This window comes from Dactylosporangium sp. CS-047395, from assembly GCF_050942185.1.
Taxonomy (GTDB): Bacteria; Actinomycetota; Actinomycetes; order Mycobacteriales; family Micromonosporaceae; genus Dactylosporangium.
In genome coordinates this window covers 8,820,477-8,833,646 of record NZ_CP192015.1, presented here as the reverse complement: position 1 = coordinate 8,833,646, position 13,170 = coordinate 8,820,477, and the positions used below count along the sequence as shown (strand labels likewise).

17 protein-coding genes and 1 pseudogene are annotated in these 13,170 nt (G+C 71.7%); 9 read left to right on the top strand and 9 right to left on the bottom strand.

What is annotated here, in order from left to right; genetic code table 11:
- Position 1 precedes the first annotated feature (1 nt).
- The gene (gene arfB, locus ACQP00_RS41260; RefSeq protein WP_433207386.1) at positions 2-427 is read right to left on the bottom strand and encodes an alternative ribosome rescue aminoacyl-tRNA hydrolase ArfB; all 426 of its coding nucleotides are present in this window, start codon (positions 425-427) and stop codon (positions 2-4) included.
- 115 nt (positions 428-542) lie between these two features.
- Here arfB and ACQP00_RS41255 point away from each other — a divergent pair, with 115 nt between their 5' ends.
- Together ACQP00_RS41255 and ACQP00_RS41250 are read left to right on the top strand one after the other, a co-directional pair.
- Positions 543-953, top strand: coding sequence for an ATP-binding protein (locus ACQP00_RS41255; protein WP_433207383.1), 411 nt, complete (start codon positions 543-545; stop codon positions 951-953).
- 10 nt (positions 954-963) lie between these two features.
- Positions 964-1,542 carry a GNAT family N-acetyltransferase gene (locus ACQP00_RS41250; protein ID WP_433207380.1) on the top strand — a complete coding sequence of 193 codons (579 nt, stop codon included), beginning with the start codon at positions 964-966 and terminating at the stop codon, positions 1,540-1,542.
- Here ACQP00_RS41250 and ACQP00_RS41245 read toward each other — a convergent pair.
- Together ACQP00_RS41245 and ACQP00_RS41240 are read right to left on the bottom strand one after the other, a co-directional pair.
- Positions 1,524-1,901 (bottom strand): YchJ family protein, encoded by a 378-nt coding sequence (locus ACQP00_RS41245; RefSeq protein WP_433207377.1) that lies wholly within the window; start codon positions 1,899-1,901, stop codon positions 1,524-1,526. The genes ACQP00_RS41250 and ACQP00_RS41245 overlap by 19 nt on opposite strands.
- Positions 1,898-2,836, bottom strand: a complete 939-nt coding sequence (locus tag ACQP00_RS41240) for an AraC family transcriptional regulator (RefSeq protein WP_433207374.1) — start codon at positions 2,834-2,836, stop codon at positions 1,898-1,900. The genes ACQP00_RS41245 and ACQP00_RS41240 overlap by 4 nt, the downstream gene beginning before the upstream one ends.
- 82 nt (positions 2,837-2,918) lie before the next feature.
- On the opposite strand from ACQP00_RS41240, the gene ACQP00_RS41235 reads away from it, so the two are divergent.
- A complete protein-coding gene (locus tag ACQP00_RS41235) occupies positions 2,919-3,395 on the top strand; it encodes a DUF1772 domain-containing protein (protein ID WP_433207371.1) in 477 nt (158 codons plus the stop codon).
- Here ACQP00_RS41235 and ACQP00_RS41230 read toward each other — a convergent pair.
- Positions 3,385-3,558 (bottom strand): hypothetical protein, encoded by a 174-nt coding sequence (locus tag ACQP00_RS41230; RefSeq protein ID WP_433207368.1) that lies wholly within the window; start codon positions 3,556-3,558, stop codon positions 3,385-3,387. The two genes, ACQP00_RS41235 and ACQP00_RS41230, sit on opposite strands and share 11 nt — an antisense overlap.
- A gap of 98 nt (positions 3,559-3,656) precedes the next feature.
- Positions 3,657-4,364: an RICIN domain-containing protein gene (locus tag ACQP00_RS41225; RefSeq protein WP_433207365.1), complete on the bottom strand. Its 708-nt coding sequence runs from the start codon at positions 4,362-4,364 to the stop codon at positions 3,657-3,659.
- Positions 4,365-4,517: 153 nt separating this feature from the next.
- On the opposite strand from ACQP00_RS41225, the gene ald reads away from it, so the two are divergent.
- From ald to ACQP00_RS41200, 5 genes and pseudogenes are all read left to right on the top strand, one after another.
- Positions 4,518-5,633, top strand: coding sequence for an alanine dehydrogenase (ald, locus tag ACQP00_RS41220; protein ID WP_433207362.1), 1,116 nt, complete (start codon positions 4,518-4,520; stop codon positions 5,631-5,633).
- Positions 5,634-5,640: 7 nt separating this feature from the next.
- The gene (locus tag ACQP00_RS41215) at positions 5,641-6,582 is read left to right on the top strand and encodes a site-specific tyrosine recombinase XerD (RefSeq protein ID WP_433207359.1); all 942 of its coding nucleotides are present in this window, start codon (positions 5,641-5,643) and stop codon (positions 6,580-6,582) included.
- Positions 6,583-6,597: 15 nt separating this feature from the next.
- Positions 6,598-6,975: pseudogene (locus tag ACQP00_RS41210) on the top strand (transposase); the annotation flags it as partial.
- A gap of 77 nt (positions 6,976-7,052) precedes the next feature.
- Positions 7,053-7,622: a TetR family transcriptional regulator gene (locus ACQP00_RS41205; RefSeq protein WP_433207356.1), complete on the top strand. Its 570-nt coding sequence runs from the start codon at positions 7,053-7,055 to the stop codon at positions 7,620-7,622.
- Positions 7,623-7,676: 54 nt separating this feature from the next.
- Positions 7,677-8,429: a hypothetical protein gene (locus ACQP00_RS41200; protein ID WP_433207353.1), complete on the top strand. Its 753-nt coding sequence runs from the start codon at positions 7,677-7,679 to the stop codon at positions 8,427-8,429.
- 6 nt (positions 8,430-8,435) lie between these two features.
- Here the strand turns inward: ACQP00_RS41200 and ACQP00_RS41195 are convergent, their stop codons facing one another.
- From ACQP00_RS41195 to ACQP00_RS41180, 4 genes are all read right to left on the bottom strand, one after another.
- The gene (locus ACQP00_RS41195) at positions 8,436-8,630 is read right to left on the bottom strand and encodes a hypothetical protein (protein ID WP_433207350.1); all 195 of its coding nucleotides are present in this window, start codon (positions 8,628-8,630) and stop codon (positions 8,436-8,438) included.
- Positions 8,631-8,856: 226 nt separating this feature from the next.
- Positions 8,857-10,035: a hypothetical protein gene (locus ACQP00_RS41190; RefSeq protein ID WP_433207347.1), complete on the bottom strand. Its 1,179-nt coding sequence runs from the start codon at positions 10,033-10,035 to the stop codon at positions 8,857-8,859.
- Positions 9,965-10,609, bottom strand: a complete 645-nt coding sequence (locus ACQP00_RS41185) for a SigE family RNA polymerase sigma factor (RefSeq protein ID WP_433207344.1) — start codon at positions 10,607-10,609, stop codon at positions 9,965-9,967. The genes ACQP00_RS41190 and ACQP00_RS41185 overlap by 71 nt, the downstream gene beginning before the upstream one ends.
- A 124-nt stretch (positions 10,610-10,733) precedes the next feature.
- A complete protein-coding gene (locus ACQP00_RS41180; RefSeq protein ID WP_433207341.1) occupies positions 10,734-12,041 on the bottom strand; it encodes a serine/threonine-protein kinase in 1,308 nt (435 codons plus the stop codon).
- Between the two features lie 172 nt (positions 12,042-12,213).
- Here ACQP00_RS41180 and ACQP00_RS41175 point away from each other — a divergent pair, with 172 nt between their 5' ends.
- Entirely contained in the window at positions 12,214-13,149 is a 936-nt protein-coding gene (locus tag ACQP00_RS41175; RefSeq protein ID WP_350621314.1) for a ParA family protein, read from the top strand.
- Positions 13,150-13,170: the final 21 nt, after the last annotated feature.

Here is a 13,170-nt window from a genome sequence, read left to right as displayed (position 1 = left end):
GTCACTCATCCGGGCGGCGGCGTTCCTGCTTCCGGCGAGCTGTGTGCCGCTTCGACTCCAGGCGCCGTTCCACCGCACCCTTTGACGGTTTCGTCCTTTTCCGCGGCCGGGGCGGCGGCGCGATGGCGGCCGCGATCACCGCGGCCAGCCGCAGCTCGGCGGCCCGCCGGTTCTGCAACTGCGACCGGTGCTCCGAGGCGGTGATCGACAGGACGCCGTCGACGAGCCGGCCCGCGAGCCGCTCCAGGGCCCGGTCCTTGAGCGGCTCGGGCAGCGCGGTCGTCGCGAGCAGGTCGAACCGCAGTTCGACGCGCGAGTCGGAGGTGTTGACCGATTGCCCGCCGGGGCCGCCGGAGCGGCTGAACCGCCAGCTCAGTTCGGCTCGCGGCAGGGCGATGTCCGCGGTCACCGGCAGGTCGTCATCCATGGGGTCAAGGATGCGGGGCGCGGAATGCAGTTTGCACCCCAGGGTGACTTGGCGACGGCTCGGGGAAACCTCGATGTACGCTCAGCGAGGCGAGACGCAGCGGAAAGGTGACACCGTGGCTGAAGCCGTTCAGACGACGGCGCTGCTGGTCGAGGACTTCGACGTCGCACTCATCACCCCGATCCGCCACGCGGTGAGCCGGGAAGCCGCCGGTGCGGGACTCGAGGGCCAGCGGCTGGAAGACTTCGTGCTCGCCGTGAACGAGATCGTCACCAACGCGGTCCGGCACGCGGGCGGCGGTGGCACGCTGCGGCTGTGGGTGGCCGAGGGCGTGCTGAACTGCGAGGTCGTCGACAAGGGCGCCGGCATCCCGGCCGAGCGGCTCAGCGTCGACGGCGTCCTGCCGCCCAGCAGCGCGATCAGCGGGCGCGGCCTCTGGCTGGCCCGGCACCTGGTCGACGGCGTGACCGTGCGGACCGGCGAGGCCGGAACAATTGTGACGCTCAGCAGCGAGCTCGAGGACTAGCATCCCGGGCGTGCTGCGACCCGAGTACCCGATCCGGACCGAGCGGCTGACGCTGCGCCCCTTCGCCGCAACCGACTACGCCGACCTGCACCTCATGACCGGCGACCCGGAGGTCGTGCGGTACCTCTACTCCGAGGTCCACACGCCCGAGGAGACCCAGGCCGCGCTGGAGCGGCGGATGGGCCAGGCCGAGCTGACCGGGGAGGGCCAGTGGCTGGTCCTCGCCATGCAGGCCGAGCCCGAGGGCGAGCCGCGGGTGGTCGGGCAGGTGGTGCTGCGCTGGGCCAGCGTCCTGCACCGGCAGGGCGAGCTCGGGTTCACCATGAGCCCGGCGTTCCAGGGCCGCGGGTACGCGCGCGAGGCGGCCGAGGCGATGCTCCGGCTGGGCTTCGAGGAGCTCGGCCTGCACCGCATCTACGCCGCCTGCGACACCCGCAACGCGGCCTCGTGGGGGCTGCTCACCCGGCTGGGGATGCGGCGCGAGGCGCACTTCGTCGAGGACGAGATCTTCAAGGGGGAGTACGGCGACCAGTACATCTACGCCATGCTCGACCGCGAGTGGAAGGGCCGTCAGACCTCGTCCACGTAGCGCCAGGCCCCGCCGACCTTGAGGAAGCGGCTGCGGTCGTGCATCTTGCCGGAGCGGCCGTCGGTGACGAACCGGGCCTGGAACTCCACGGTCCCCTCGTGGTCGAACAGGCCGCCGCCCTCGCTGGCCAGGATCGTGAGCCCCTGCCAGTTCTGGTCGGCCTCCAGGGTCAGCGCCCGCGGCTTGGTCTTGTCGTGCCACGTGCGCAGCAGGAACTTGCGGTCGCCGACGACGTAGGCCGAGTACCGCGCCCGCATCAGCAGCTCGGCGCTCGGCGGCTCGGCACCGCGGTGGTACTTCCCGCAGCACTCGTCGTACGGCTCGCCGAGGCCGCAGGGGCAGGTGTCGGGCAAGGTCATGTCGTGCATTGTTCCCGATGAGCCTGCGGCGACACCCCGCGGACACGCTTGAACGCGGCGCTGAGCGCGAACGCGCTGCCGTAGCCCACCTTGCGGGCGACCGCGGCCAGGGTGGCGTCCGGCTCCAGCAGCAGGTCGGCCGCGAGCGCGAGCCGCCAGCCGGCCAGGTAGGCCATCGGCGGCTCGCCCACCAGGTCGCCGAAGCGCCGGGCCAGCAGCGCCCGGGACACCCCGACCTTCGCGGCCAGCCCGGCGACGGTCCACGGCAGCGCCGGGTTGTGGTGCAGCAGCTGCAGGGCGGGCCCGACGACCGGGTCGGACTGGGCGCGGTACCAGCCCGGGGCCCCCGACGCGGGCCGGGCCAGGAACGTCCGCAGCGCGGTGATGAGCATCAGGTCCAGCAGCCGGTCGAGCACCGCCTCCTGCCCGGGCCGGTCCTTGGCGATCTCGTCGGCCAGCAGCGCGACCAGCGGCGTGTCCCACTCCGCCCGCCGCACGACGAGGACCCGCGGCAGCGCGGTGAGCAGCCGCCGGCTCACCTCGCCGGCCAGCTGATAGGCGCCGGTGAGGAAAAGCGTCGGACCTTCAGCGTCGGTACCCCACGTGCGTACCCCGAGGTGCATCAGCTCGGCGAGGTCCTGGCCGTCCGGGGTGGTGCAGCGCTGCCCCGGATGGATCACGATCTGCGGTGCGGTCCCGGGCGGCTCGGCCACCGTGTACGGCTCCGGCCCGCGGATCACCAGCACGTCCCCGGGCCCCGCGGCGACCGTCTCGCCGTCGTCGCCGACGTAGTGCGCCGCGCCGCGCACCACCGCCGCGACGGCGAGGGCGGCCTCGTCGCGGATGCGCAGCGACCACGGCGGGGTGAGCACCGAGCGCAGCAGGAAGGCGCCGCGCGCCCGGGGCCCGTCGAGCAGTGCCGTGAGCGCGTCCACCCACTCACCGTAGACGGCGGCGTATGCGTTCGCGCGCTTCGGCCATGGCGCGTCCACGGGTACAACCGATTCACTGCAATACATGAGAACCGTCGTCCTCGCCGCCACCGCACTGCTCGTCGGCCTCTCCGCCGGCGTCTTCTTCGCCTACTCGACCTCGGTCATGCTCGCCGTGCACAAGCTCGACGACCGCACCTTCATCGACGTCATGCAGAAGATCAACTCCGCGATCCTCAACGGCTGGTTCCTGACCGTCTACGTGGGGGCGCTGCTGCTGGCCATCGTCGCGGTGCTGCTGCACCTGTCGGCCGGGCACCGCGCTCCGCTGCCGTGGCTGCTGGCGGCGCTCGTGCTGTACGGCATCGTCTTCATCGTCACCGCCGCGCTCAACGTGCCGATGAACAACACCCTCGACGCCGCCGGACCGGTCGCCGCCATCGCCGACCCCGCCGCGGTGCGCACCGCCTTCGAGGGCCCGTGGGTCGGCTGGAACCTGGTCCGCACCGCCGCCTCGGCCGGCTCCCTGCTGACCGTGGCGATCGCGCTGCTCAGAGCGTGATGGCGCGCTTGGCCCGGTCGATCGACTCCTCGGACGCCGGGCCGCCCGGGTTCTCGGTGGCCAGGGCCTGGTTCGCGGCCACGAACGGCCGCATCCGTGCCTCGTACGCGGCCAGGCCCGGCGCAGCGCTCCCGCACCAGCCGGCGCTGGGCGTCCAGGTCACGGTGGTCGTACCGGATGGGCTCCGACCTGAAGCCCACGTTCACCCGCAGCTCCCGGTTGTCCCGCGCGGTGCCAGGTGTCGGCGCCCGGCCGGCAGCTCTAGCCGATCGGCTGGAAGCCCCAGCGCTCGTCGGCGGCGCCGTTGCAGTCGTAGACGATCAGGATGGCGCCCGGTGCGGGGTTGCCGGCCTGGATGCTCGTGCAGCGGTTGCTGTTGGGGTTGAGCATGCGGTAGCCGCCGTTGTCGGCGACGAGCTTGAAGAGCTGGCCGGTGTCGGCGTGGCAGTCCCACAGCCAGACCTGGGCGCCGTTGTCATTCGAGTTGTCGCGCACGCTCAGGCAGCGGTTGTCGGCGGCGTTGACGAATTGGAACGTGTCGCCCGCGTCGCCGATCGCCTGCGGCACGAACAGCTCGGTGGCGTTGTTGCCGTCGCAGCCCTGCTGGCTCACGGTGCCGCCGTTGCCGCCGTTGGCCTGCAGGCACAGTCCGGAGTGGGCCGGGCGAATCAGCGACGGCTTCGCGACCAGCAGCGCGGCCTTCTTGGCCGGCGGCGTCGGGCTCGGGGTGGGGCTCGGCGGCGGCGCGGCCGAAGTCGCCGGGGGAGCGGCCGGGGCCGACGACGCGGCAGCGGAGCCGATCGGGGAGTGCGGCGCGCTGGTCGACTCGGTATCGCTGGACATGAACGCCTGGACCCCGAAGATGATGCCCGCGACGACCGCGAGCACGGCGAACGCGGCCGCGCCGATGAGCAGCTTGTCGGGCTTCGGCGCAGGTAGCGAGGGGCGGGGGCCGCCGTAGACGGTCATGGCCGCAGAGCATAGATCACCCATGTCCTGGACAACCTGTCAATCTCGCTGCTCAGGAGTTCACACTGTGCTGCCAGCGGGCACCTTTACTGGGCCATAAACTCCGGCTTGTACACACAGCGTAATGGGGCGCTGAGTGGAGAGGGGTCCAACGTGAAGGTCGCAATTCCGCGCGAGGTCAAAAACCACGAGTACCGCGTGGCGATCACACCCGCCGGCGTCCACGAGTTCGTCGCGAACGGGCACGAGGTCTACGTCGAGGCCGGCGCCGGTGCCGGTTCGTCGATCAACGACCAGGAGTACCGCGAGGCCGGCGCCACCATCCTGCCGACCGCCGACGACGTCTGGGGCGAGGGCGAGCTGATCCTCAAGGTCAAGGAGCCGATCGCCGAGGAGTACCACCGGATGCGCGCCGGGCAGGTCCTCTTCACCTACCTGCACCTGGCCGCGTCCCGCGACTGCACGCAGGCCCTGGTCGACCGGAAGGTCACCGGCATCGCGTACGAGACCGTCGAGCTGCCGGACCGCTCGCTGCCGCTGCTCGCCCCGATGTCCGAGGTCGCCGGGCGGCTGGCTCCGCAGGTCGGCGCGTACCACCTGATGCGGGCCGGCGGCGGCCGCGGCATCCTGCTCGGCGGGGTGTCCGGCGTGTACGCGGCCAAAGTCGTCGTCATCGGCGCCGGCGTCTCCGGGCTGAGCGCGGCCGCGATCGCGATCGGCATGCAGGGCGAGGTGCTGCTGCTGGACAAGAACATCGCCCGTCTGCGCGCGGCCGACGCCATCTACCAGGGACATCTGCAGACGATCGCGTCGAACGGGTACGAGATCGAAAAGGCCGTTCTCGACGCCGACCTGGTCATCGGCGCGGTGCTCGTCCCCGGCGCGAAGGCCCCCAAGCTCATCAGCAACGACCTGGTCAAGCGCATGAAGCCGGGCAGCGTGCTGGTCGACATCTCGATCGACCAGGGCGGCTGCTTCGAGGACTCCCGGCCGACCACGCACGACGAGCCGACCTACCGGGTGCACGACTCGATCTTCTACTGCGTGGCCAACATGCCCGGTGCGGTGCCGCACACCAGCACCTACGCGCTCACGAACGTCACCGTCCCGTACGCGCTGGAGCTGGCCAACCGCGGCTGGCGCGACGCGCTGCGGCGCGACAAGGCGCTCGCCCTCGGCCTCAACACGCACGACGGGCACGTCACCTACGGGCCGGTCGCCGAGGCGCACGGCCTGGACCACCTTGCCCTGGACGACGTGCTGGCCTAGAAACACCATGGTGGACCTGCGCCGCGCCGTCGACTCGTACCTCGACCACCTCACGGTGGAGCGGGCGCTGGCCGCCAACACCCTGGCGTCGTACCGCCGCGACCTGGACCGGTATCTGGACTGGCTGGTCGCGGCGGGCATCGCCGACCTCGCCGACGTGACCACGCGGGACATCGCCGCCCACGTCGCCGACCTGCGCGCACCGGCCGGGGACGCGGCACCGCTGTCGGCGTCCTCGGCCGCCCGCGCCGCCTCGGCCGTGCGGGGCCTGCACCGCTTCGCCCTGCTGGAGGGCCTCACCCCGACCGACCCGTCGCGCGAGGTGAAGCCGCCGGCCCTGCCCAAGCGGCTGCCCAAGGCGCTCGACGTGGACCAGGTCTCCCGGCTGCTGGCGGTGCCCGGCGCGGCCCAGGGCGGCCCGCTCGACCTGCGCGACGCGGCGCTGCTGGAATTCCTGTACGGCACCGGCGCCCGCATCTCGGAGGCGGTCGGGATCGCCGTGGACGACCTGGACCTCGACGCCCGCCCGGGCATGGCGACCCTGCACGGCAAGGGCGGCAAGACCCGCCTGGTGCCGATGGGCAGCTACGCGCGCGCCTCGCTGGACGCGTACCTGGTGCGGGCGCGGCCGGCGTTGGCTGCGCACGGTACCGGCGCGGCCAACGTCTTTTTGAACGCCCGGGGCGGGGCGCTGTCGCGGCAGAGCGCGTGGACGATCCTGCGCAAGGCGGCGGATCGGGCCGGGCTGCCGATCGACGGGCCGACGGGGGTGTCGCCGCACACTTTGCGGCATTCGTTCGCCACGCACCTGCTCGACGGGGGCGCGGACATCAGGGTCGTGCAGGAGTTGCTGGGGCACGCCTCCGTGACGACCACGCAGGTGTACACCCTGGTCACCGTCGACCGCCTGCGCGAGGTCTACGCCACGGCCCACCCGCGGGCGCGCTGAAGGGTCACGTCCGCGGCCGAGGCTGACGCGGTGTGCGGTGTGCCCTACGGCCAGCGCAGCGACGAACGCACGAATCAGCGCGACGGCTATCCCAGCCGCGGCTGGGATACCCGGGCCGGCAGCGTGGAGTTGGCGATCCCGAAGCTGCGCCACGGCTCGTACTTCCCGGACTAGCTGCTGCAGCAACGCCCCTACACCTTTTCTCGCGTTGGACGCTCTGGTCGTCAACGTGTGCGAACGCGGCCGGATCGTCGGCGTCCACACCCTCATCGCCGCCGCGGTGAAGGCCGATGGGCAACGCGAAGTCCTCGGCCTGGACGTCACCTCCGACGGCTCGGCGCCGGCTGACTGGCATTCCTGCGCAGTCTGACGACCCGTGGCCTGAGCGGCGTCCAAACTGGTCGCGAGAATGTCGGATCACGGAGTGTCCGACATTTCGTTCGCCAACGCTTGTTGACTAGAGTTGGCGCATGACCGCTGTGCGCCGTTCCGATGCCACCCGGGCCGCGATTTTGCGGGCCGCTCAGGTGCGGTTTGCCGAGGACGGGTATCAGCGGGCGACGATTCGGGCCATTGCCGCCGATGCGGCGATCGATCCGTCGATGGTGATGCGGTACTACGGGAGCAAGGAGCGGCTCTTCGCGGCCGCCGTCGATATTGATCTGCGGATGCCTGATCTGGCCGGCGTCTCGCGGGACGAGATCGGGGCCACGCTCGTGCGGCACTGGGTTCGGCGGTGGGAGGACGATCCGACCGGGGACGTGCTGCTGACGCTGCTGCGCTCGGCGGCTACCGATGACACCGTGGCCGAGCGGGTGCGGACCGTCTTTCTCGAGCAGATTCTGCCCATTGTGCGGGGAATGTCCGGAGGGGACGAGCGGGAGGCGGCCGAGCGGGCCGGGTTGCTGGCCACGCAGATGCTCGGGCTGGCGATGTGCCGGCACATTCTGCGGATTCCGCCCGTGGCGGCCATGTCGACCGAGCGTGTCGTCGAACGTATCGGGGCGACCGCGCAGCGGTATCTCGTCGGCACGCTGTGAAATGTGACCGTTTGTCGACTGGTTTCCGGTTCCGCCTGCACTACTTGTAAGGGCATGACCGCATCACCGGAACCGCAGCGTCGCATCCTCGTCGCGGTCGACGTCGAGAAGTATTCGCGGCGGGAGAATCTGCAGCAGTACCGCATGCAGGAGGACTTCCGGCTCGTCCTCCAGCAGGGCGCCGACCGGCTCGGGCTCGACCGGAGGGCCTGGCTCATCCAGGTGGCCGGGGACGGGGAGCTGGCGGTGCTGCCCGCGCCCGCCTCCGAGCCGCGGGTCGTCGCGCATCTCGTGCCCGTCCTCGACCGGCTGCTGCGCGAGCGCAACGCCGGGTTGCCGGGGGAGCGGCGGATTCGGGTGCGGGTGGCCGTACACGTGGGACTTGTGCATGTGGACGGCGCGAAAGGTTTTCCGGGCGCGGCGGCCGTCACCGTCAGCCGGCTGGTCGGCGCCAGGCCGGTGAAGCTCGCGCTCGCCGCGTTCCCGGCCGCCGGGGCCGCGCTGATCCTGTCCGAGCAGGTCTTCGACGACGTCGTGGCCCAGCGCTACGAGGACATGGCGCCGGACGCGTTCACCCGGGTGCGGATCGAGGTGCCGGACAAGGAGTTCGACCAGGCCGCCTGGATCTCGGTGCCCGGCTCGGCGCCGGCCGACCTCGCGCGAATCCTGGCCGACTTCCAGTTCTCGACGCCGGCCCCGATCTCACCGGCGCCCGGCAACAGCGGCCGCATCGAGTCGATGACCACGCACGGCCCGGCCGTCATCGGTGACCATGGCCAGGCCGTGCAGATCAACAACAGGTTCTGATGCCGCTCACTTGTGGCGGTTGTACATCCTGGGCGCCTTCGGGTTGCCGCCCTTGCCCACGCCGCCGCGGCCGCCCGCGCCGTTGCTGCCCGGATACGTCCGGTTGGCCTGGGCGCGGCGGACCGCCTCGAGCGGGTTGAGGGGCTCGGCCTCGTTCTCGGGGTCGGTGGTGTCTTCCGGTTCGTGGTTCACGGCAGGCATGAGCGTCTCCTTCGCGGACGGCGGGCTGGGTGACAGACTGCGGCCGCGCGAGGGCACGAAGCGGGAGAAGAGCGAACCCACAACGGGGGCCGACCGGTCCACACCGGCTCAGCGGTGGGCGGTGGCACGCGCGGCGTCAATGGGCTCAGAAACGCATGCGTCAACGGTAACAGCACCCCGGCCGATCACGCACGCGTGAATTTGGCCGGGGTGCTGTCGTCGTCCGTTACGGGAACACCTTGACCACCGGCGGCCATGCGCTGGTGTCGTTGAGGCTCTGCGGCCGCATGCTCAGCGTGATCTGGGTCAGCGACGTGGTGAGCTTGGCGTTGTTGAGCTCGGCGGAGACGTACATGTCGCCGGAGTCCTGGATGCGCACGCACCGGATCTGCCCGTCGCAGGTCAGGTTGCCGGCCATCTTCCGGCCCGCATCCGAGCGCCCGGTCGCCAGGGTCAGCGTCGGCAGGTCCTCGAACGGGAACGGCTCGTAGATCGGCAGCTCCGGCGGCTTGGCCGTGAGCCGGACCGCCGACGACACCGCCATCCCCATCGGCAGCAGGTCACTGCCGTAGCTCGCCGACAGCAGCTGGTAGCCCTTCGGCATCACCGCGGCCCGGAACGCGACCGGGAACGGCTGCGGTGCCGACGGGGCGAGTCCCTCGGCGATCGCGATCAGATGGTCGCGATCGGGCACGGACTCCCACGCGGACCAGTAGATCGCGGCCCAGGCGCCGTCCGAGTACTGCCAGGCGAGCGTCGGGATCATCGCGTCGCGGCCGTACAGCGCCTTGTCCGGCTCCGCTGGGCCGTTCGCCCCGGAGTAGGCGAGCAGGCCGTCGCCGGAGGGCATCGAGATCTTCTCGCCGCCCTTCTCGAAGACGGCGGGTTCGAAGGCGTCCGGGCGGTACACGACGAGGGAACCCCCGGTGGGCACGCCGGGCTTGCGCGCGGGCGTCGCCGACGGGGTCGGGTCGGGTCCGGTGGAGTCCTCCGCGCTCGGCTGGGCCGCCCGGGGGCCGTTCCCCGGCAGGATCGCCGACTGCTGGTAGGCGACCGTCACCAGCTCGGGGTCGCTGACCTGGTAGCCCTCGCTCTGATAGCCGCGGTACGTCGTGTTGAACGCGGCCGCCTCGGCGAACGCGGTCGGCATCGCCGACGCCGCGCTGGGCAGCGAGCTCGGGTCGACCGCCGGGGTCAGCGGGCGGGGCGAACCGCCGAGCATCAGGGCCGCGGCCACCACGGCGATCGCCGTGACCGCGCCGCCGCCGGCCGAGGAGGCCAGGGCCAGGCGCCGCCGGCGGCGCACCAGGTGCCGGCCCGCGGCGGTGATGTCGTCAACGCTGAGCCGCGGTGGCGGCGCGCCGTCCCGGACCGACGTCAGCAGCGTGTGCAGATCCCGTTCCATGCCCTTCCCTTCCATCCTGGTCGCGGCCGATACCGATCCCGACACCACCCGTTGCAGCGCCCTCCGCAACGTCATCGCGGACACGGAGCTCCTCCGTGCCGAGGAGGGCGCGGAGAGCGGTGAGCCCCCGGGCGGTCTGACTCTTGACGGTCCCCGGCTGGCGGCCGAGCACCTCGGCGGTCTCCTCAACGCTCAGCCCCTCGTAGTACCGCAGCACCAGCACCGCGCGCTGGCCGGGTGCCATACGGGCGAGCGCGGCGCGGATCCGGAGCCGCTCGTCGACCTGATCGGCGTGGTCGGGCCCGGGCATCTCCGGCAGCGCGTAGCCGGCCGAGCGCTCCCGGCGCCGCCAGGGCCGCCGCGACTCGTCGACCAGCGCGTGCACGATCGCCCGGCGCACGTACGCCAGCGGGGTGTCCACCTTGTTCCAGCGCACATAGAGCTTCGCCAGCGACGCCGCGACGGCGTCCTCGGCGGCGTGCCAGTCCCCGCACGTCAGGTAGGCGAGCGAGCGCAGCCCGTCGAATCGCGCGGTGACGAATTCGCGGAAGTGCGCCTCGTCGTCTTGATTCACCCGTTCGGGCTCCCTTCGTCCGGGGGTAGACGGAAGCTCCCGGGGAAGGGTTGCACACGGTAGGGGGATTTTTCGTCGTCCGTCCGGACTACGGCAAATGGGGCAGGAGCTCGCGAAACGGCCGTCAGCCGCCGTTGCCGAGGGTGGCTTCGACCGAGGCCGGGGGCGGGGGCGGCGGCGGGGCCTCAGTGGTCGGCGGCGGGGCCGTGGTCTTGGTCACCGTCGGCGTCGGTGAGGCCGGCGCCTCGGTGCCCGGGGCGGGGGAGCTGGGCGGGGCCGTGTTCGGGGCGCTGCTGTTGCCCGCCGACGTGCCGGGGGTCGGGTTGTGCGAGGCGGGTGGGGCGCCCGGACCCTTGCCGGTCGTCGAGACCGTCGCCGTGGCCGAGGACGAGGGCTGGCCGCCCGGGACATTGGGCTCGAGGACCTTGCGGGTCAGCGCGACCACCGCCAGGACGACGCCCGTCACCAGGGCCAGCACGGCCAGGGTGGCGACGATCGGGACCCAGACCGGGCGGCCCGGCCGCTCGTCGTCGGGGGTGCCGGGGGTCGGCGGGGTGATGATCGTGGTGGGGGCGGGGGTACGCACAGGCGGTACCAGAGCCGGGTCTGTCGCGGTTCCGTCCCGGGCGGCTCGGGCGGCCGCTGCCATCGCGGCCGCCGTGGGAAAGCGGTCGTCGGGGTCCTTGGCCATCGCGCGCTCGATCAGGGCCCGGGTGGCGGGAGGCAGCGTGTCCGGCAGCGGCGGCGGCTCGTCCTGCAGGTGCTTGATGGCGATCTCCAGCGGCGAGTTGCCGGTGAAGGGCGGGGCTCCGGTCACGCAGTGGTACGCCACGACGCCCAACGCGTAGATGTCGGCCGACGGGGAGATGGGCTTGCCCGACGCCTGTTCCGGCGACATGTAGAGCGCGGTGCCGATGACGGCGTTGACCTTCGTCACCGAGGTGACCGATGTCGAACGGGCCACCCCGAAGTCGACCAGGGTCACCCCGCCGTTCGCGCTCACCAGCAGGTTGCCGGGCTTCACGTCGCGGTGGATGATGCCCTTCTCGTGGGCGGCGTGCAGGGCGTCGGCCGCCTGGGCCACGATCGCCAGGGTCTCGTCGACCGGCAGGGTGCCCTCGGCGGTGATCCGCTCGCCGAGCGGGCGGCCGTCGACGAACGCCATGACGAGGAAGAGCGTGCCCTCGGGGGTCTCGCCGTAGTCGTACACGCCGACCACACCGGGGTGCCCGAGCGAGGCCATGATCCGGGCCTCGGAGCGGAACCGCGCGCCGAACTCGGCGTTGGCGGTGTGGCCGGGCAGCAGGACCTTGACGGCCACGGTGCGGCCCAGGGTCTTGTCGGTGGCGCGGAACACCTGCCCCATGCCACCGCTGGCGACGAACTCGTCGAGGCGGTACCGGTCGCCGAGCACGTCCCCTGGTCCCAACACGGCAATGACCGTACCCAACGATGCGCTTCGCGACACGCCGGGCGCGCGGCGCGCTCTGTACCCTGCAGGGACGGTAGAGTCGGGCAACGGCTGACTCGCTCCCCCCTGAAAGCCGACGCCCGAATCGGCACCCGGGGTGGAGACAATGCCGCCGGGAGGGGCGCAGACAGCGATGACAGGCATGGGCGATCAGGCGGAGTCGTGGACCACCACGATGCGCGCCGAGCAGGCCTCGCTTGACCTCGGTGCGGAGCTCGGGCCGGCGGACCCGACCGCGTACACGATGCGCAAGCCGATCCCCGAACCGATGCCGATGGACCGGCACGGCCCGGCGCGGATCATCGCCATGGCCAACCAGAAGGGCGGCGTGGGCAAGACCACGTCGACCATCAACCTCGGCGCGGCGCTCGCGGAATACGGGCGGCGGGTGCTGCTCGTCGACTTCGACCCCCAGGGTGCGCTCTCGGTCGGCCTCGGCGTCAACCCCCACAACCTCGATCTCACGATCTACAACATCCTGATGGACTCCGACGTGACGGTCGAGGACATCCGGATCAAGACGGACATCGCCGGGCTCCACCTGCTGCCCGCGAACATCGACCTGTCCGCCGCCGAGATCCAGCTGGTCACCGAGGTCGCCCGCGAGATGGCCCTCGCGCGGGTGCTGCGGCCGGTGCTCAAGGAGTACGACTTCATCCTGATCGACTGCCAGCCCTCGCTGGGCCTGCTGGCGATCAACGCGCTCACCGTCGCGCACGGCGTGATGATCCCGCTGGAGTGCGAGTTCTTCTCCCTGCGCGGCGTGGCGCTGCTGCTGGACACCATCGACAAGGTGCGCGAGCGGCTCAACTTCGACCTGGAGCTCGAGGGCATCCTGGCCACCATGTACGACAGCCGCACCACGCACTGCCGCCAGGTGCTGCAGCGCGTCGTGGAGGCGTTCGGCGACAAGGTGTACCAGACCGTCATCACCAAGACGGTGAAGTTCCCCGAGTCGACGGTCGCGGGTGCGCCGATCACCACGCTCGACCCGGCCTCCTCCGGCGCGCGCAACTACCGGCAGCTGGCCCGGGAGGTCATCGCCCAGCAGGCCGAGCGGCGACTCTAGTTTTTGCTGCTAGTTTCGTCG